Here is an 18,992-nt window from a genome sequence, read left to right on the forward strand (position 1 = left end):
ATGAAAAAAATCCTTAAAGTTTTACTGTTCCTGGCTTTGGCAGTTGTGGTGATGATCACCGCTGCAATTACCTATGTAAAAACCACAAAGCCCAATGTGGGCGCACCACCGGCTTTAAAGGTGCCGTTAACCGCTGCCAATATTGAGCGCGGTAAGTACCTGGTTACCGCTGTAGCGGGATGTATGGATTGCCATTCGCCGCGCGACTTTAGCAAACTCACTATCCCTATCTACACCGATAGCATAGGCGCGGGCGGTTTAAAGTTTGGCCACGAGTTTGGCCTGCCCGGCAGTTTTTACGCGCCTAACATTACGCCCTTCGCGTTGAGCAAATATACCGACGGCGAGCTGTTTAAGGTGATAACCACCGGCGAAACCCGGAACGGCAAACCCCTCTTCCCTATTATGCCCTACCTTACTTTTGGTAAAATGGATAAGGATGACATTTACGCTATTATTGCTTATATACGAACCATCCAGCCGGTTGCCAAAGACAATATTCCCGAAGCCACGCGCGATTTCCCGGTAAGTATCCTGATCAATACCATGCCGCAAAAGGCAGCTTTTACCAAAAAACCCGATCCGGCGGATAGTGTTGCTTACGGCAAATACCTGGTAGCCTTTGCGGGTTGCGCCGATTGCCATACCCCTACCGATGATAAAGGCGCTCCCCTGCCGGGTAAGGATCTTGCCGGCGGCAACTCTTTTTATATGCCTACTGGCGGCGTAGTGCACCCGGCCAATATTACGCCCGATAAAACAACCGGTATTGGCAGTTGGACAAAAGCACAATTCTTTACAGCTATCAAAAAGTACGAAGGTAAAACCCTGGCGACCGTGAATAAAGGTGATTTTAACACCATTATGCCTTACGCCACTTTTTCAAAAATGACCGACAGCGATCTTTCGGCAGTTTACGCATACCTGCGTACCATAAAACCTGTAAACAACCCTGTGGTTAAGTTCGACCCGGCAGCTAAATTACAGTAGCCCTAATCTTTATAAACTAAAAACAGCCGTTATTCTGTGTAGAATAATGGCTGTTTTTGTTAGATATAACACTGTATTTTATCCGTGCCTGCCGTGGCCGCCGCCATGGCCGCCACCACCCATTGGATGACCACCGCCACCTCCGCCGTGAGGCTGACCAAAGCCGCCACGTGGCTGGCCATAACCCGGTGCAACATTACGCTGTTGCTCCGATGCATGTACAGGGCGCTGCATTGGTTGCGGCTGATGTTGTTGCGGCCGATGCATTTGTGGTTGTGCCGGTGTATGCGGTTGCCCAAAGCCACCATGCTGTTGCTGTTGCGGATGATTTTGCTGAGCCGGTACCGCATGCTGCGGCGCATTATGGTTACCAAAACCGGTAGCCTGATGTGGCGCACCGCCGTTAGGTGTACGGTTCTGACGGTCAAATGAACGGTTACTTACCGCTGTAGTGTGCGGCACACCATGATTAGCCGATGCAAATTGGCCCCTGTTATGGCTGGCCGCAGTTTGGTGAGATACCTGCTGACTTGTTGGGTTAATGTGCCGTTCGTTCATGGCTACCCTTTCTTGCGGGCGCGGCCTTGCGTTTATGCCACCCGGGCCATTAAAGCTCGTGCGGTTGGTTGATACATTACGGATAACTTCGCGGTTTACATAGGTATTGTGTATTACGGTGCGGTTTACATTAACCACCGCAGTATTGTACCTAAAATGCCCGCCATACCAGCCGCCGCCAACAAAGCCAACGCCTATATAGCCAAAACCATAGTTAATACCGCCATAATAACCTACGTGCGGGCCCCAGTAACCGGGATGGAAACGATAAAATCCGCCATCATATCCCCAATAGCCAGGCGTCCATAAATAATTGGGCTGGGGTGGTGCTACCCACGCTCCGGGTACCCAGTAATAGCCGTCAACATCGTTATAGGCCCAGTAACCGGGCGTCCACAAATAACCATCTACAGGGCATGGCGGTTGTACATATACCGGCAGCGGCGGCGGGCCAATACGCACCGATAAGCCTACGCTAACCTGTGCAAATGCACCTGCCGTAGTAAACAACAGCACCAAGGCGAATATTGATACCTTAAGGAGATTTTTCATTTTTTACGTGTGTTTATTATAAAAGATATGACAAACCAACACAAAAAAAGTTTAAAGTGGTAGTTATTGGGCGCTATAGTTATTAAGGTTATTGAATTATCAGGTTATGGTTCCATCCTCGGCCTCAATAACCTAATAACAAATAACTCAATAACTACCCCTCATCTCGATTCCCACTTGAAGTTTTTGATACCTATGGCTGCAAATATCACGGCATAGCCAATTGATGCCAGCAGCGCTACGTTATGATCATGCCCCCATTTGGCGGGCTCCATACTGGCTTGCAGCATAATTTTCACACAACCGTATGGCGACCAGTGCGAAAAGTTTGACAGGTAAACACCAAATTGCCCCATATGCCCCAGCTGGGCTATATCGCCAAACATCCCGGTCATGATAAACAAAAAGTAAACCAGGCGGGTAGTTGCATTTACCGTTTCAGGATTTTTAATTAAACCCACAATTAACTGGCCCAGGCCCAGGTAAACTGCACCGCCAATAAAGGCTACCAGGCAGGTTAACAAATAGCCTCCGGCAGTAAGCGTGATCTCGTCAACTTTAAAGCCAACTAAAAAAACCACCACTGTGAGCAGCATGATCATAAAAAGCTGTATCGTGATCCGGCTCATCATAATGGTCCATGTGGGTAGCGGGGCTACCCTTAAACGCTGAAAAATGCCCTTGTCACGGTCGCGCGCTATCGAAATAGAATACCCCATTAAGCCAATAGCCATCAGGCCGATGGTTACTGCCGAAGACAATACGAACGGCCCGCCCATTAGTTTTACCAGGCCTTTCCATGATATCAGTATAATATTGGGCACCAGTAATGCCAGCACTACCGAGCGGCGGTTACGTACCAGCGTAGTAAAATCCGCGCGAAGCAGCGATGCCAGCGCAGTTGATGTTTTAGGTATAGTTGTTTCCATGTTTGTTTTGTTTAAGCGCGTACGGCGCGACCGGTTAATGCGATAAATACATCCTCTAAAGTTACCTTTCCGCGGCGCGATACAGCGATCACTTCCGGGTCGTTCTTATGTTTGTCGATCATGTTTTGTGGCGTATCAATAGCGATGATCTGCCCGTGGTCAACAATGGCGATACGATCGCAAACCGATTCGGCTTCTTCCATGCTGTGGGTGGTTAATAACACGGCGTGGCCCTTGGTGCGGATGGCCTCAATACGCTCCCATAACTGGCGGCGTGCCTGTGGGTCGAGGCCGGTGGTAGGCTCATCCAGCAATACCAAACGCGGGTTATGGATGGTAGCGATAACAAGCGAAACCCGTTGCTGCTGCCCGCCTGATAACTGGCTGAATTTTTTTGACGATGAATCTTCCAGACCGATCTCTTTCAATATCTCATGGATCTGCTCTTTACTCATATCCACACCATAAATACCGGCAAACAGGCGCAGTATTTCCACCACGTTCAGTTCGGGCTGAAAGCTGGTTGATTGCAGTTGTACCCCCATGGCCGCTTTGGCTTGCAAGGGCCTTTCGCGAACGTTTTGCCCGTCCACAATAATACTGCCTGTTTTAAATTTAATGAGGCCCTCTATCGAACTCAGGGTACTGGTTTTACCCGCCCCGTTCGGACCAAGCAACCCAAAAATTTCGCCCTGTAATACATCAAAGCTTACATTTTTTACCGCCTTTACGTTTCCGTACTCTACACTAAGCCCATCTACTTTTAAGATATACTTTTCCTGTGTTTCAGCCATGGTTTATCATTGTTTTTCGGTTTAGATACGGCGACCCCGCTTTTATTACAAGGTATTAAAAAATATGCAAATGATGTTTGCAAGGTTTAAAAGTTGGAACGTTATATCATTTACTTCGCTGCAATTTTACAGGATGGGTATTTATCGGTATTTCCCATCACATCTTCTCCACGCGTCATTGCGAGGGACGAAGCAATCCCCAACTTACAGAGGCGCTATGCAGGTACTGATGATAGGAAACAAGGGGGGAAATTGTAAGAAATTTTTCCATGTTTCAATCACTTATCTTAATTCCTGATTCTTAATTCTTAACTCTATCTAACTCACCATCAGCTACAATATAGTTAAAAAATGTTAATTTTACAAATCTATTTGCTTTTACGAAACTCTTCGTATATATTTGAATTACGAAAATATTCGTATTGCAATTATGGAAATTAAACCAACCGAAAGCGAGTTAGAAATTTTACAGATCCTTTGGCAAAAAGGCAGCTGCACCGTGCGCGATGTGCATGAAGAGCTGGCTGTAAATAAAGATGCCGGGTACACCACTACCTTAAAGCTGATGCAGATCATGGCCGAAAAAGGTTTGGTTGAGCGCGATACTACTAACCGCACACATATCTACAAAGCAGCGGTTAGCCAGGATGAGGCCCAAAAACATTACCTCGATAAAATGATCAATAATGTTTTCAATGGTTCGGCGGCTAACCTGGTAATGCAGGCGCTGGGTAACCACAGATCATCCAGATCAGAAATTGAGGCTATTAAACAATATCTCGACCAGTTAAACAATCCCTTAAAATAAAAGGCTATGGAAACAGTATTTAACCAAATGACCCAGGTACTTGGCACTACGCTGCTCCACTCGTTATGGCAGGCTTTAGTAATGTACGCATTGCTGCGGATATTTCTGGCATGTTTCCCCTCGGCATCATCGGCTAACAAATACAATGCGGGTTTGCTTTCGCTGGCAGGTTCGGTAATATGGCCGGCCGTTACGTTTGTTAATGAAATGGGCAGGCATAATTTCTCGCAACCAATTGCCGATGTTTCCTCTAATATATTACCTTTTATACCGGCACACCACACCTCTATAACTCAGGTTGCCGAAGATGCTGCTAAAGCCATCAATATCGATCTGTACCTGCCCTACCTCGTTACTTTCTGGCTTATTGGTATCGCACTAAATTCGGCACGGCTGTTATGGGGCTGGCGGAGCATCTACCAGGTAAAACACAACACCAGCAACGCTAACGTATTAGCCGGCAGCGTTGAAAAGCTGCGCCGCCTGCTCAAGATCAGAAAGAACGTTGAAGCTTTTGTAAGCGCACATGTTGATGTGCCCTGCATTATCGGGTACTTTAAACCGGTAATTATTTTACCCGCAGCAGTGATTACCCAGTTTTCGGCCGAGCAGATACAATCTATCCTGATACACGAAATGGCGCACATCCGCCGTAACGATTATTTTGTAAACATGCTGCAGCAAATTATTGGCATTGTTTTCTTCTTTAACCCATTCACCCTGCTTATTAACCGTATTATTTACAGCGAACGTGAGCATTGCTGCGATGATTTGGTACTGCACATAACAGGCCAGCCATTGGTATATGCCCAAACCCTGTTACAACTCGAAGAAAGCCGCGAACAAAACTGGCAATTGGCCATAGCCGTCACCGGCAAAAAATATCATTTATTAACCCGTATTAAACGCATTATGGAAACAAAAAAACAAACCGGCAGCTTCCGCCATATCCTGGTTGCGGTATCGTTGCTTACTATGAGTATGGGCACCATAGCCTGGCTTAACCCCGAGATCAAAGATGGCAAACTCAGCATTATCCCCGTCACTATCCCGTCGTTATTAAATAACGATGCCGATACAGTTAAAAAGCATACCCCTGCTAAAAAAAGCACATCGGCCAATAAAAGCACCGGCGCGGGTAAATCAACTTCAAAAGGCAGTTCAACCAGTAACAACAATTTTAGTTATTCGTACAATTACCGCTCAGGCGATCCTAAGCTGGATAAGCTGATGGCCGAAGTTGAGAAACGTAGTGAAGCCATAGGCAAGATTTACGAAAGCGAGGATTATAAAAAGCTCGAAAAGGAAATGGAAAAACACTCGGCTTATATCGATTCGTTTTACAACCGGCCTGAGTTTAAACGCGTGCAGGATTCGCTGGACAGTCAAAGCAAGATCTTCGACAGGATGAACGAAACTCCTGAGATGAAGGATCTGGAGAAACGGATGGAGGCCATGGGTAAAGACATGGATAAATACTACAAATCCGACCAGTATAAAAAGCTGGAGAAAGCCCTGGAGTTACAAAGCAAACTACTATCCGAGCATACCGCCAATAAAGCCGACTATGACAAACAGCGCGAAACTTACAACCAAATAGCCGAGCAAATGAAGGCTTACAATAACAGTCCCGAGATCAAAAAGCAGCAGGACGATATCCGCGCGATGAGTAAAAAAATGCACGACTTTTATACCAGCGATGACTACAAAGCCCAACGCGAAGAAATAAACCGGTTGAGTACCGAGATACGCAAAATGTCGCAATCGCAGATAGTAAAAGAGCAAAATGCCGAGATACGTAAGCTGAGCGAGCAAATGAGAGTCTACCAGAAAAGTCCTGAATTTTTAAAACAAAAGGCCGAATTGAAACAGGCGCAAGATGCTTTAAAAGCTTACCGCAATACCCCCGAGTTTAAAAAACACCAGGAAAAAATACAGGCCGAAGTGGATAAACTAATGAAAGACATGAAATACACCAAGGCAGATACTACATCTTCGGGTAAATAAGGTCAGTTAATTAAGCGCGAATTTGTAATTTAGTATCCTCAATAACGGGGATACTTTTTTTATGCTCAAAAAGCTCAGTATTAGTAATTATGCTTTAATTGATAACCTGGAAATTAGCTTTGCAGGTGGCTTAAATATCTTAACCGGCGAAACCGGTGCAGGCAAATCCATTATTTTAGGTGCGCTTTCGCTGATATTAGGGCAGCGCGCCGAAAGCAAATATTTTTTTAACCAGCAAAAAAAATGCGTTATCGAGGGCGCCTTTGCGATAGGCGAATTTCATATCAAAGCATTTTTTGAAGAAAACGACCTCGACCACGAAGACGAAACGGTGCTGCGCCGCGAGATCTCGGCCGATGGTAAATCGCGCGCTTTTGTAAACGATACGCCGGTTAATTTGACCGTACTGAAACAACTGGGCGAAATGCTGATCGATATCCATTCGCAGCATGCCACACTCGAAATTAACGACCCGATATTCCAACTGTTGGTTGTCGACTCGGTAGCGAAGCATAACCCGCTGCTTGATGAATATCGCACCAAATACAAAGCGCATAAAAAAAACCTAAGCCACCTGCAGCAATTGATCAGCGAAAGCGACAAAGCCAAAGCCGAATTGGATTATCAGCAATTTCAGTACGATGAGCTGGAAAAGGCTAACCTGCTTTCAGCTGAGCAGCCCGAACTGGAACTGGAACTGGCCACCCTGAACAACGCCGAAGAGATCAAACGCAACCTGCTGGGCGCTTACCATTTAATGAACGAGGGCGAAATATCGGCGCTTATCCAGTTAAAAGAAGCCGGGCACCAGCTGTCATCGCTCGAAAAGTTCAATCCTTTTATTACCGAATTGCATCAGCGGCTTAACAGTACCATTATTGAGTTGAAAGATATTGCTGCCGAGATAGACGACCTGGAGCAACGCACCAATATTGATGAGGAACGCGCCCTGGAGATCAATAACCGGTTGAACCTGATCTATAGCCTGCAAAAAAAGCATCGCGTAAGCAGCAACGACGAATTACTGGAGATACAACGGCAGCTATCTGCTCAAATACAACAGGCCCTTTTTGGGGACGAAGAAATAGCGGCTCTGCAAAAACAGATCGCAACCGGTAAAGAAGAATTAAATCAGCTGGCAGCAAAAATTTCTAAAGAGCGTATTGCGGCCATTCCATCCATCGAAAAACAAGTGCAGGCTACCCTCGCCGGCATGGGAATGGAGCATGCCGTTTTAAAGATTGAGAATAATGTTGCCGATGATTTCGACCAGAACGGCATCGATCATATCCGTTTCCTGTTCTCGGCAAACAAGGGGCATACCCTGGCCGAGATGAGCAAAGTGGCTTCGGGCGGTGAGCTTTCGCGCTTGATGCTGTCTATCAAATCGCTCATTGCAAGCTATACGGCACTGCCAACCATTATTTTTGATGAGATCGACACCGGCGTTTCGGGCGAGGTAGCCCATAAAGTTGGCCAGGTAATGGAGCAGCTATCACAAAACTTACAGGTAATTACCATTACCCACCTGCCGCAAATTGCCAGCAAGGGCCAAAGCCATTACTTTGTTTATAAAGATAACCAGGGCGATACCACCTATACCCGCATTAAACAACTCGACCAAAGCGAACGCATTTTAGAAATTGCCAAAATGCTCAGCGGCGATAACCCGGGTGAAAGCGCGCTGCAGAATGCACGGGAGTTGTTAGCCGTATAAAACTACGCGTCATTGCGAACGATAGTGAAGCAATCTCTACATAGGACAGTCGATGCATTAAATCGGACCTGTAAAACGTAGAGATTGCTTCGTTCCTCGCAATGACGCGTTGGATAAAGGCAACATCTTCATTATGCACATCAAACTACTCCCCCATCTGCCCGTTGATCTCTTCCAGTTTTTTAATAACCGCGCCCCAGCCCTTACGTTGTTTATTGATCATCTTAGGGTGTATGTATACCCAGTTAAAGATCATCCAGCCTAAAGTAAGTCCGTAGGTTGTAACGCGGAAAACAACACCACCCCTGCCAGCGTATTCAATTAAGTATAAGCACAGGCCTGCCGTTAACAGGGTAAAGTAAATGGTGGTCATGGTGGTGTTTAAACGCTCCTGCTTTTGTTTGATCTGCAACAGGTGGTTGAGATAATCGGATGTGTTTTCATCCACGTTACTTTTATACAACAGGTTAATGTAGCCCAGGGTATTGACCATGTAAAACAGGATCGCCCCGATAATGAGCCCAAGCCCGATCTTGGTAGTCAGCATTTCAGGTTTAAAATGAATCCCTACCCAGCTTATTAAAATAATGGTTGCTACAAGCATCACATTGGTGAGCAGTAAATGGATGCGGGTTGCACGTTGCAACGTGGCTCCTCTTTTAAATATTTCTGATGCATCCGGAACGGGGCCTTTGCTCCCGTTATCCCACAATGCCTTAAAATCGATGTTATTGCTCATATCGCTTAAATTTTTGAGTCAGCTTTTCTTTAATCCTGAATATTTTTACCCGCACGTTCGATTCGGACAAGCCCGTGATCTTGGCTATCTCAGCCTGTTTGATATCTTCCAGCTCAAGCGAAATAACAATACGGTCGGTTTCGGGCAGTTCGGCAATGCATTGGTATAAAAATTTGGTTTGCGCTTTAATATCCGGTCGTATTTGATCTTCAATTTCGGCTGGCATCTCGCTTTTTGGCATGCGGTTATCGCGCTCAATTTGCCGCAGGCAGTTGTTTGCAGCGATCCGGTATATCCAGGTACCTATCGCCGCTTCGTTTCTGAAAGTGGGCAGTTTCTTCCAGATGGTCACAAAGGTATCCTGCGCAATATCAGTGGCCCAGGCATGGTCGTTAACATAACCCATACAAATGCGGAATACCTTGTTCCAGTAGTCGCGGTAAATATCTTCGAATACCATATTACGCTCTTGTTGTACAGGTTGCTCCAAATCGGTTAACACTAATGTCGTTAAAATAATGTTCATCCCTTTTTAGGTTTGATTTCGGTTGTTAGATACGGGGTATTTTAAAATGCTACATGGCGTACAAATTATTTACCCCTAAGGGGAGCAATAAGAGTAAAATGAAATCACTCAAGGTTTAAAAAATATAGCGTAACAAATTCGAAATTGAAAATTCGAAATTCGAAATTATCCCCATACTTACTAATTTGCACATAGTATATAATCCCGATAATTAATTTTATTTTTACGCCCGCTAATCAAACTTATAAAAATGGCATACAACTTATTAAAAGGTAAAAAAGGGATCATCTTTGGCGCATTGGACGAAAACTCCATCGCCTGGAAAACCGCACTGGCATGTCATGCCGAAGGTGCCGAACTGGTATTGACCAATGCACCCATTGCTTTACGCATGGGCACTATTAATAAACTGGCCGAAATTACCGGCGCTCCGGTTATCCCTGCCGATGTAACCAGCAACGAAGATGTTGAGAACCTGTTCACCAAAAGCATGGAGCACTTTGGCGGCGGTGTCGATTTTATTTTACACTCCATAGGCATGAGCATCAATGTGCGTAAAGGCATCCACTATACCGAAAGCAATTACGATTTTACCCATAAGGGATTAGATATATCGGCCCTGAGCCTGCACCGCGTTCTCGCGACAGCGATGAAACTGGATGCCATTAACGAGTGGGGCAGCGTTGTGGCGTTAAGCTACATAGCAGCACAGCGTATATTCCCTGATTATAACGACATGGCCGATAACAAGGCTTACCTGGAAAGCATTGCCCGTAACTTTGGGTACCAATATGGCATAAAAAAACACGTACGTGTAAACACCGTATCGCAATCGCCAACCCGCACTACTGCCGGCAGCGGCGTTAAAGGTTTCGACGGCTTTATCAGCTATGCCGAAAAAATGAGCCCGCTGGGTAATGCCGATGCCGATCAATGCGCTAACTACTGCGTAACCCTGTTCAGCGACTTAACTAAAATGGTAACTATGCAGAACCTGTTCCATGATGGTGGCTTCTCGTTCACCGGAGTTAGCCAGGCTGTGATTGAGCAGATGGAGAAGTAAAATTGATTACGAATTTGCACTAATGAATGCAAATTACACACGAAAAACAAAAGCCTTGCGGAGTACCGCAAGGCTTTTGTTTTTATAAAACTTTGTTAAAATCATCTACAATGTAACGATCCGGCTTTTTCGAATCGTAAATGATAGATACCTTATCCCCTACTTTAAAAACCTTAGGTTTAAAACTAACATGATATTGTTTTGTCAGATGCTCCCAGTGATGTGTGGTATAGCGTATAACAGGATAATAAGTTATGGTATCAACAAAGTTATTCCTCACATCACCTTTAGTAACATTTTCAACCAATTCAACTATCACAGCCTCTGCTTTTATCCCTCGCATTTTAACCCATCGTTTTTGTAGTAATATTTTAGTAACCGCGAAAACTACAAATAAAGTGACGCCTGCAATTTTGGCTAGGTTGAGAAGCAGTTCCGGATCCATATCAAGGCAATTTACAAAATAAAAACCGATACCAGATTGCAGGCACAAAATCTCGCAAATGTTGTATATTAGTTAAAAACCTCAGTTATGACCAAACATTACCCCAAGCTTTTATTGCTGGTATTGATCGCAGCATTTTGCGCCTGCAAACAGTCGTCAAATCAAAGCAACACTGCTTTGACAGATTATTTTAAGGATACCAGCGCCATACCCCGCACCGGCGGCATACAGGTTATCCCGATCAACACGCCAAAGGGTAAATTCAACATCTGGACCAAAAAGATTGGCAATAACCCTAAAATAAAACTGCTGCTGCTAAACGGCGGCCCGGGTGCAACGCACGAGTACTTCGAGTGCATGGAAAGCTTTCTGCCTGCCGAAGGTATAGAGTTGATCTATTACGACCAGTTAGGTTGTGGCAATTCGGATAATCCCAAGGATACTACCATGTGGAGCTTGCCTCGATTTGTAGAAGAAGTTGAACAGGTACGCCAGGCACTCAAACTGGATAGCACTAATTTCTATCTGCTGGGCCATTCCTGGGGTGGCATACTGGCAATGGAGTACGCGCTGAAATATCAGAAAAATTTAAAAGGACTCATTATATCGAACATGATGTCGAGCTGCCCGGATTATGGTAAATACGGCGAAGAGGTACTGGCCAAGCAATTTGATCCGAAAGTTTTAGCTCGCATTCGCGAAATAGAAGCGAAAAAGGATTTCGATAATCCTGAATATATGCAGCTACTGATGCCGAATTTTTATGCTAAACACATCTGCCGTTTCCCGGTAGATCAATGGCCCGAGCCGGTGAACCGCTCGCTGGGTAAGTTAAACCATTCGTTATACGTAACCATGCAGGGCCCAAGCGAGTTCGGCATCGGCGGCAACCTCACCAATTGGGACCGTAAAGCGCAACTAAAAAATATTACTGTACCAGCGCTAAGCATCGGCGCCCAATACGATACCATGGACCCTAAACACATGCAATGGATGGCCACCCAGTTTAAAAACGGCAGCTACCTGTATTGCCCCAACGGCAGCCACATGGCCATGTATGATGACCAGTTGACGTATATGAACGGCCTTATTAAGTTTATTAAAGCTGTTGATGCAGGCCAGAAGAGTGTGAAGTTGTGAGTCAATAAGTATTTACTTAATGATATACGAACTTGTATCAGCGGGATCGTACAAAACACGTACCTTATCGCCAACATGGTACCGCGATGGGTTATGACCTGTATCGTATTTTTTTATGATCTCGTCTTTCTCAGCCAGATACTTAACTACTGGTGTGTAAGTAATCCGCGGAAAGTTACTAACACTGTTATTATTTGAGGAGACATCCGTAATAATCTCTACCACCACTCCCTCCGTTTCGATGCCTACCTGGCGCAGGTGTTTACGTTTTAAATAACGCCTGATGATGATGATGGCAATGAGAATAAGAAAAGCAGATAACAAAACAATTTGCAGATGTTGCATATCTGTTACATTGGTAGGTAGTTGAGCAATCACGGTTGATTTTTTATATGACAGCAATTTACAAATTGCACGCAGTTAAACAAAAAGCCTCCCTGTAAAATTTTCGGGAGGCTTTCTATTCGTGTAAATTCGCATCATTCGCGAAATTAGTGCATTATTACTTTCCGTCCGCTCAGGGTCTCTCGGAGAGGACCCTGAGATGCAAACGCGAGTTACGTTCAAAACGCAGGGTCCCTTACCAGGAGACCCTGCGACGACCGAAAACTAAGATATCAGATCAACTACCTTCAAATAAAAAAAGCCCTGCGAAATCCGCAGGGCTCTCAAATATTCAAAAAGCTTTTAGCTTTATCCTTTCAGCTCAACAGCTTACTTTTTAGCGTATTTAAAGTTCTTACCTATAAATTTCGCGTTAGCGCCCAATTCTTCTTCAATACGCAACAACTGGTTGTATTTAGCGATCCTGTCCGAACGTGAGGCCGAACCGGTTTTGATCTGGCCGCAATTTAAGGCAACAGCTAAGTCGGCAATGGTCGCATCTTCAGTCTCGCCCGAGCGGTGGCTCATTACCGAAGTATAGCCATTGGTTTGCGCCAAAGTTACCGCGTCGATCGTTTCGGTTAAGCTACCGATCTGGTTTACTTTAACCAGGATAGAGTTGGCAGTATCTTCGTCGATGCCTTTTTGTAAACGTTTTACGTTGGTTACAAATAAGTCATCACCAACCAATTGCACCTTATCACCAATTTTCTCAGTTAATAATTTCCAGCCTGCCCAATCATCTTCAGCCATACCGTCCTCGATCGAGATCACCGGGTATTTGGCAACCAGCGAAGCCAGGTAATCAGCCTGCTCAGCGCTGCTGCGGATAGCGCCTTTATCGCCTTCAAATTTGGTATAGTCGTATTTGCCATCTTTGTAAAACTCAGATGCGGCGCAATCAAATGCGATGTAAATATCAACGCCAGGTTTGTAACCGGCTTTTTCGATTGCTTTTAAAATAGTTTCAACACCATCTTCGGTGCCTTCAAAGGTAGGCGCAAAACCACCTTCGTCGCCAACAGCGGTTGATAAACCACGGTCGTGTAAGATCTTTTTCAGGTTGTGGAACACTTCGGTACCCCACCGCAGCGCTTCACTGAACGATGGCGCGCCAACCGGCATGATCATAAACTCCTGGAACGCGATAGGCGCATCAGAGTGCGAACCACCGTTCACGATGTTCATCATCGGGATAGGTAAAGTGTTGGCATTAACACCGCCAATGTAACGGTATAAAGGCTGGCGGCTTTCCTGAGCAGCAGCTTTCGCAACAGCCAGTGACACGCCTAAAATGGCGTTAGCACCCAGTTTGCCTTTATTTTCTGATCCGTCAAGCTCTATCATCAGTTTATCGATGGCATTTTGCTCAAACACATCCAGGCCTTTCAGTTCTTTAGCAATTACATCGTTTACGTTAGCAACGGCCTTTAAAACACCTTTACCCATGTAAACAGCTTTGTCGTTATCACGCAGCTCAACCGCCTCGTGCACACCTGTTGACGCACCCGATGGTACAGCAGCACGGCCTAAGGCGCCGTTTTCGGTTAAAACTTCAACTTCAATGGTCGGGTTGCCTCTCGAGTCCAGTATCTGGCGGGCGTGAACGTCAATTATAATGCTCATGGATGTGGTTATTGATGATTTAGTTATTGTGTTATTAAGTTATTTTAGGTCAATCCCAGACAAGGCTCGACTAAAACACGGCTAAATTAGCAAAATTTAGCAACCAATCCACTAAAAACCTAAATGATAACAATTTTTTTGTGTACAAATTACACTAAGAGAGTTTTGAGTAAATATTTAATGTTGGGTCCTTATTTCGGATTTCGAATTTTCGATTTCGGATTTTATTCCTTGCATGGTCTCGCCCTACTCTAACTGGCATTTTCCACGCTTAATTGCGCTAAATCAAAAAAAGTAAATTCGAAATTGAACATTCGAAATTCGACATTAAATAAATCCGAAATCCTTTTACTCCCACTTAAACGTTTTCACCGCCACAGCATATATCGCCACGAACCAAATACCCAATATGAGTAATTGATGGGTAACATCGCCAAGTCCGGCACCTTCAAAGGCCACCTCGCGCATGGCATCGTTTAAATAAGTTAAAGGCAGTATTTTACTGACATTTTGTAACCAACCCGGGAAAGCCGTAATTGAAAAAAAGGTACCCGACAATAAAAATTGCGGCATGGTAATAATATTGGATATCGGCGGTATGCTGCTTTCGTTTTTAGCGACGCCCGATATCACAAAACCAAAACCCATAAATATGATCAACCCAATGGCGGCCAGAACCAGCATATTGAGTACCGTAACCACACCATGTATCAGCGTAAAGCCAAAGGCATAGTGCCCTACCAATATAATAAACACGGCGCCCAGTAACGAAAATACTAACCGCGCCAGCATCTCACCTAAAACAATGCTGTACCTTTTAACCGGGGTGGCAAAAAAGCGTTTAATAACCAAGGTTAACCGCAAGCTTAAAAACACGAAAGCTGTACCAAACACGCCGCTGCTCAGCAACGAAAAGCCCAGCATACCCGGCAGTAAAAAGTCGATGTATTTGTATTTGCGGCCGGTAATGGTGGTTTCGCTTACCGAAACCACTTGCGGCGCTTTATTACCATAACTATTGATCTGGTATAAAACGTTATTTAAGATCGATTTAAAAATGCCGCCTTTTTGTGCCGAAGAGTTGGAGTATTTCACATCAACAGTGAAAGGTGATTGCGGCTGGCCAGGTATGATCCGCTCATTACTATTGACCTTCACATCAATGATCGCAGCAATATCGCCCCGCGAAAGGCTGGTATTCATCTGTGCAGTTGTTTCATTGGTGATCAGGTTTACCATACCCGATTTTTTTAACGCCTTAAATACGATACTTGTTGTATCGCTGCCTTTAACCACGGCTACATCAACAGAGCCGCCGCCACCGCCAAGGTTGGCAAAAACAACAATAAATATGAGCGGGAAGGCCAGGCTGAATACCACCGCCGAAGGGCTGCGTAATATAGCACGGAAACTCGCCTTGGCAATAGCCATGGTGACATTAAAATTACTATAGGGTTGTTGTTGGTTCATTCGTTTTTTATGTAGTCCGGAAGTCGGTAAGACCGAAAGTCCGGAATTGTTCTCTTGTTTGTTTAGTTTTATCTGCTTTAGTTCTTTTTCTTACGGTCTTGCGGACTTTCCTACTTCGGACTTAAGACTCCGCCCTCAGGTCTTTTCCTGTTTTAGCAATAAACACATCTTCAAGATTGGCCAGTTTAACTTCTTTTTTACGCTCAAAACCCGAAGCTACCAATTCGTCAATAAAAGCATCAGGAGTGTTGAGGCCAATGATGTTTCCGCCGTCTACAAAAGCCACGCGGTCGCAAAGCACTTCGGCTTCGTCCATATAGTGAGTGGTAATTACTACGGTAGTACCATTATCGCGTATCTCGCGTATCAAATCCCATAAATTACGGCGCGCCTGCGGGTCAAGGCCGGTTGTGGGCTCATCCAAAAAAACAATCCGCGGATTGTTGATCAGTGTGGTAGTTATCGAAAAGCGTTGCTTTTGCCCACCCGATAGGTCTTTGTATTTGGCTTTGGCCTTATCATTCAAACCCACTTTTTTAAGCATATCGGCAGCGCTCACTTTTATTCCGTAAAGGCCGCTAAACAGTTCGATCAGTTCGGTAAGATTTAAATTAGGATAATATCCCGCAGCCTGCAATTGTACTCCGATGCGCTTTTTTACACTATCGGCATCGGTATCGATATTAAAACCATCCACCGTTACCTCGCCCGATGTTTTGTCGCGCAGGGTTTCAATAATTTCGAGCGTGGTGGTTTTGCCTGCGCCGTTGGGCCCGAGCAGACCAAAGATCTCGCCTTCGTAAACTTCGAAGCTAATGCCGTTAACGGCTGTAAAATCATCGTACTTTTTAACCAGGTTTTTTACCGTGATAATGGGTTTGTTTGCCATGTTGTAAACATCGTATACTTTGCGCAAATATCCATCAATTTTTCGGTGAACGGCAGCTTTTTTTAGGTAAAAGGTTTGCGATTAAAGGCGAAAGGTAAAAGACTAAAGGTAATAGTTTATCTTTTTACAATTTGACAAACAAATGCTCTTACCTTTCAGCTTTCCGCCTTTTACCTTTCGCCTAACTTAAAACAATTTATCGTTTTCAGCATTATACTATTATGAACAAAGCTATCGGAGTTGCATTGATCGTTCTTGGAACCATGATGCTGATATGGACCGGTTTTACCTACACCAAAAAAGAAAAGGTAATTGATGCCGGCCCGATACAGGTATCGGCCGACAGGCAAAAAACAGTAGCCTGGCCGCCGTATGTTGGCGGATTGCTGCTTGCAGGCGGTATTATTATTGTTGTGGCATCGCGCAAGCAAAGCTGATAGAATATATATATATAGCAATAATTAGTATATTTACTCCATTGTATTTAAAACAATATATACTCCCCTACTTAATGGTGTAATCTATTATGTTCTCTATTTCGCATAATAAAGAGCATTTAGGCGCTTAAGCCTGGTCAAAATCTTTTACCCTGTTTTCTGTATTAATATGAATAAAATTATCGGTGCGGTACTGATCACTGCCGGAATAATACTTATGCTGTGGATGGGTTTTACCTACCACCAAAAAGATCAAGCAACAAAAGCAATACAGGCATTTGAAGATGCCGATAAAACCCCTAATTGGCCGTTATATACCGGGGGCTTCTTTTTAGCCGGGGGCATCACTATTATGGTGATGTCGAAAAAGGAAGATAAACTCTGGTAAGCAGTATCTGCTATTAACGCTCAGCTACTCAGGCAACAATTTCAATTCATCAGGGCTAATACTTAACTAACCGGTTTTGAGTAGCCCACAGGTCCGTTTGCTCCGGTGGTGGTATTTTGCACCACTGCAGGTTAAAATTATTTATTTAAGCTGTACAAGTATAAATCATTATCTTTAACCTGTTAACCTAATTAACAACGATTAAACCCGGATATCACTGAATGGAAATGCTTCCGCATGCGCTTAACTGGTTTGAAATACCGGTTACCGATTTTGACCGCGCCAAAAAATTTTACAGCGCAATTTACGACTATGAAATGCCTGAGCAACAATTTGGCCCAAACCGTATGGGCTTTTTGTTATTTGACCGCGACAAGGCCGGCATTGGCGGCGCTATTGTGAAAGGCGAAAACTACATCCCCTCGGCCAGCGGAGCCCGTATTTACCTTGCCGGCGGTAATGATCTGAGTACTGTGCTGGACCGTGTTGAAAACAACGGCGGCAAAATTGTGTTCCCTAAAATATTAATAGGCCCGGGTTTGGGTTATATGGCGTATATAAACGATACCGAAGGCAACATGCTGGGTTTGTTTTCGCCGCATTAATTATTTCTGTAACCTTATTTAAAATATCGCGTCTAGTAATTAAAACGCAAACAACATGAAAAACCAATTCACTAAATTTTTGGCTGTTATACTCGTGGTAACTGCCAGTGTACAGGTGGCTTTTAGTAAGGCTTTCGCCGATCAAACCCGTCCCGTTTCGGGCTTCACCGCTATCGCTTCTTCGGGCTCGTTCCATGTATATGTAAAAATTGACGGTACCGAAAGCTTAAAGATCAGCGCTGATGATGCCATTATCGACAAAATTGAAACTGTAGTTGAAGGCACTACCTTAAAGATCCGCTTTAAAAAGGAATCTGGCTGGAACGATCACGGTAATAAAAAGGCCGACATTTATGTTTCGGCAAAATCATTGTCATCACTGGTAAACAGCGGATCGGGCACTATCCAGGTAGAAAACGCGATCAACGCTTCAAACTTTAAAGTAGTATTAAGCGGCTCGGGCAGCATTACAACCGGCGCCGTAAAAGCAACAAAGATCGACGGCGTGATCAGCGGTTCGGGTAATATCAACCTTAATGGTGGAAGTGCCGCAGACGCCAGCATCTCTATTAGTGGTTCGGGCAGTTTTGATGCCAAAAGCTTAAAAACAGAGTCGACCAAGGTAAGCATTTCGGGTTCAGGCAATGTTATGATCAACGCCGAAAAAGAATTATCGGCCAGCCTGATGGGCTCGGGTTCGGTAAGGTATACCGGCAATGCTTCGGTGCACACTTCAAAAATGGGCTCAGGCTCGGTTAGTAAAGAAAGCTATTAAATAAGATACAAGAGTCAAGAATCAGGAATCAAGACTGTAGCCCTTAAACAAGATAAAATTACGATCTTGTTTAAGGGTTTTATTATTTACAACATTTGCGAACAGGCGAAACAAAAAGTCATATTCTTGACTCTTGCTTCTTAATTCTTG

General features: G+C 44.6%; 20 protein-coding genes. 10 read left to right on the forward strand and 10 right to left on the reverse strand.

Translation table 11 applies throughout. From position 1 onward, the window contains the following. Complete coding sequence (locus ACFGVR_RS01730) at positions 1-990, forward strand: cytochrome c (protein WP_448700699.1); 990 nt, start codon at positions 1-3, stop codon at positions 988-990. 78 nt (positions 991-1,068) lie between these two features. On the opposite strand, the gene ACFGVR_RS01735 is transcribed toward ACFGVR_RS01730, so the two are convergent. From ACFGVR_RS01735 to ACFGVR_RS01745, 3 genes are all read right to left on the reverse strand, one after another. Continuing rightward, positions 1,069-2,100, reverse strand: coding sequence for a YXWGXW repeat-containing protein (locus ACFGVR_RS01735; RefSeq protein ID WP_448700700.1), 1,032 nt, complete (start codon positions 2,098-2,100; stop codon positions 1,069-1,071). Positions 2,101-2,261: 161 nt separating this feature from the next. Then, positions 2,262-3,029, reverse strand: a complete 768-nt coding sequence (locus ACFGVR_RS01740) for an ABC transporter permease (protein WP_448700701.1) — start codon at positions 3,027-3,029, stop codon at positions 2,262-2,264. An 11-nt stretch (positions 3,030-3,040) separates the two neighbouring features. Continuing rightward, positions 3,041-3,823 (reverse strand): ABC transporter ATP-binding protein, encoded by a 783-nt coding sequence (locus ACFGVR_RS01745; protein WP_448700703.1) that lies wholly within the window; start codon positions 3,821-3,823, stop codon positions 3,041-3,043. 430 nt (positions 3,824-4,253) lie between these two features. Between ACFGVR_RS01745 and ACFGVR_RS01750 the strand changes: the two genes are divergently transcribed. The 3 genes from ACFGVR_RS01750 (at position 4,254) to recN (ending at position 8,355) form a co-directional block, all read left to right on the forward strand. Beyond that, positions 4,254-4,631 (forward strand): BlaI/MecI/CopY family transcriptional regulator, encoded by a 378-nt coding sequence (locus ACFGVR_RS01750; protein ID WP_448700705.1) that lies wholly within the window; start codon positions 4,254-4,256, stop codon positions 4,629-4,631. Positions 4,632-4,637: 6 nt separating this feature from the next. Continuing rightward, entirely contained in the window at positions 4,638-6,638 is a 2,001-nt protein-coding gene (locus ACFGVR_RS01755; RefSeq protein ID WP_448700706.1) for a M56 family metallopeptidase, read from the forward strand. 61 nt (positions 6,639-6,699) lie between these two features. Next, complete coding sequence (recN, locus tag ACFGVR_RS01760) at positions 6,700-8,355, forward strand: DNA repair protein RecN (RefSeq protein WP_448700707.1); 1,656 nt, start codon at positions 6,700-6,702, stop codon at positions 8,353-8,355. Between the two features lie 145 nt (positions 8,356-8,500). Here recN and ACFGVR_RS01765 read toward each other — a convergent pair whose 3' ends face one another. Both ACFGVR_RS01765 and ACFGVR_RS01770 read right to left on the reverse strand, forming a co-directional pair. Then, a complete protein-coding gene (locus ACFGVR_RS01765; protein WP_448700708.1) occupies positions 8,501-9,094 on the reverse strand; it encodes a hypothetical protein in 594 nt (197 codons plus the stop codon). Next, complete coding sequence (locus tag ACFGVR_RS01770; protein ID WP_448700710.1) at positions 9,084-9,620, reverse strand: RNA polymerase sigma factor; 537 nt, start codon at positions 9,618-9,620, stop codon at positions 9,084-9,086. Before ACFGVR_RS01770 ends, ACFGVR_RS01765 begins: the two co-directional genes overlap by 11 nt. A 250-nt stretch (positions 9,621-9,870) precedes the next feature. Between ACFGVR_RS01770 and ACFGVR_RS01775 the strand changes: the two genes are divergently transcribed. Next, positions 9,871-10,683: an enoyl-ACP reductase FabI gene (locus ACFGVR_RS01775; RefSeq protein ID WP_448700711.1), complete on the forward strand. Its 813-nt coding sequence runs from the start codon at positions 9,871-9,873 to the stop codon at positions 10,681-10,683. A gap of 82 nt (positions 10,684-10,765) precedes the next feature. On the opposite strand, the gene ACFGVR_RS01780 is transcribed toward ACFGVR_RS01775, so the two are convergent. Further along, positions 10,766-11,128, reverse strand: a complete 363-nt coding sequence (locus ACFGVR_RS01780) for a DUF3592 domain-containing protein (RefSeq protein WP_448700712.1) — start codon at positions 11,126-11,128, stop codon at positions 10,766-10,768. 87 nt (positions 11,129-11,215) lie between these two features. On the opposite strand from ACFGVR_RS01780, the gene ACFGVR_RS01785 reads away from it, so the two are divergent. Next, positions 11,216-12,268 (forward strand): proline iminopeptidase-family hydrolase, encoded by a 1,053-nt coding sequence (locus ACFGVR_RS01785; protein WP_448700714.1) that lies wholly within the window; start codon positions 11,216-11,218, stop codon positions 12,266-12,268. A gap of 12 nt (positions 12,269-12,280) precedes the next feature. Here the strand turns inward: ACFGVR_RS01785 and ACFGVR_RS01790 are convergent, their stop codons facing one another. The 4 genes from ACFGVR_RS01790 to ACFGVR_RS01805 form a co-directional block, all read right to left on the reverse strand. Continuing rightward, positions 12,281-12,646, reverse strand: a complete 366-nt coding sequence (locus ACFGVR_RS01790) for a DUF3592 domain-containing protein (RefSeq protein ID WP_448700716.1) — start codon at positions 12,644-12,646, stop codon at positions 12,281-12,283. Positions 12,647-12,982: 336 nt separating this feature from the next. Further along, the gene (gene eno / locus ACFGVR_RS01795; RefSeq protein WP_448700718.1) at positions 12,983-14,278 is read right to left on the reverse strand and encodes a phosphopyruvate hydratase; all 1,296 of its coding nucleotides are present in this window, start codon (positions 14,276-14,278) and stop codon (positions 12,983-12,985) included. 348 nt (positions 14,279-14,626) lie between these two features. Beyond that, positions 14,627-15,748 carry an ABC transporter permease gene (locus ACFGVR_RS01800; protein WP_448700719.1) on the reverse strand — a complete coding sequence of 374 codons (1,122 nt, stop codon included), beginning with the start codon at positions 15,746-15,748 and terminating at the stop codon, positions 14,627-14,629. A 121-nt stretch (positions 15,749-15,869) separates the two neighbouring features. Beyond that, complete coding sequence (locus ACFGVR_RS01805) at positions 15,870-16,637, reverse strand: ABC transporter ATP-binding protein (protein ID WP_448700721.1); 768 nt, start codon at positions 16,635-16,637, stop codon at positions 15,870-15,872. A gap of 221 nt (positions 16,638-16,858) precedes the next feature. On the opposite strand from ACFGVR_RS01805, the gene ACFGVR_RS01810 reads away from it, so the two are divergent. The 4 genes from ACFGVR_RS01810 (at position 16,859) to ACFGVR_RS01825 (ending at position 18,842) form a co-directional block, all read left to right on the forward strand. Next, positions 16,859-17,074, forward strand: coding sequence for a hypothetical protein (locus tag ACFGVR_RS01810; protein ID WP_448700722.1), 216 nt, complete (start codon positions 16,859-16,861; stop codon positions 17,072-17,074). Positions 17,075-17,243: 169 nt separating this feature from the next. After that, on the forward strand, positions 17,244-17,462 hold the full coding sequence (locus tag ACFGVR_RS01815) for a hypothetical protein (RefSeq protein WP_448700724.1): 219 nt from the start codon (positions 17,244-17,246) through the stop codon (positions 17,460-17,462). A 221-nt stretch (positions 17,463-17,683) separates the two neighbouring features. After that, positions 17,684-18,067 carry a VOC family protein gene (locus tag ACFGVR_RS01820; protein ID WP_448700726.1) on the forward strand — a complete coding sequence of 128 codons (384 nt, stop codon included), beginning with the start codon at positions 17,684-17,686 and terminating at the stop codon, positions 18,065-18,067. Between the two features lie 55 nt (positions 18,068-18,122). After that, positions 18,123-18,842, forward strand: coding sequence for a head GIN domain-containing protein (locus ACFGVR_RS01825; protein WP_448700728.1), 720 nt, complete (start codon positions 18,123-18,125; stop codon positions 18,840-18,842). The last annotated feature ends 150 nt before the right edge of the window (positions 18,843-18,992 follow it).

This window comes from Mucilaginibacter aureus (assembly GCF_053514885.1).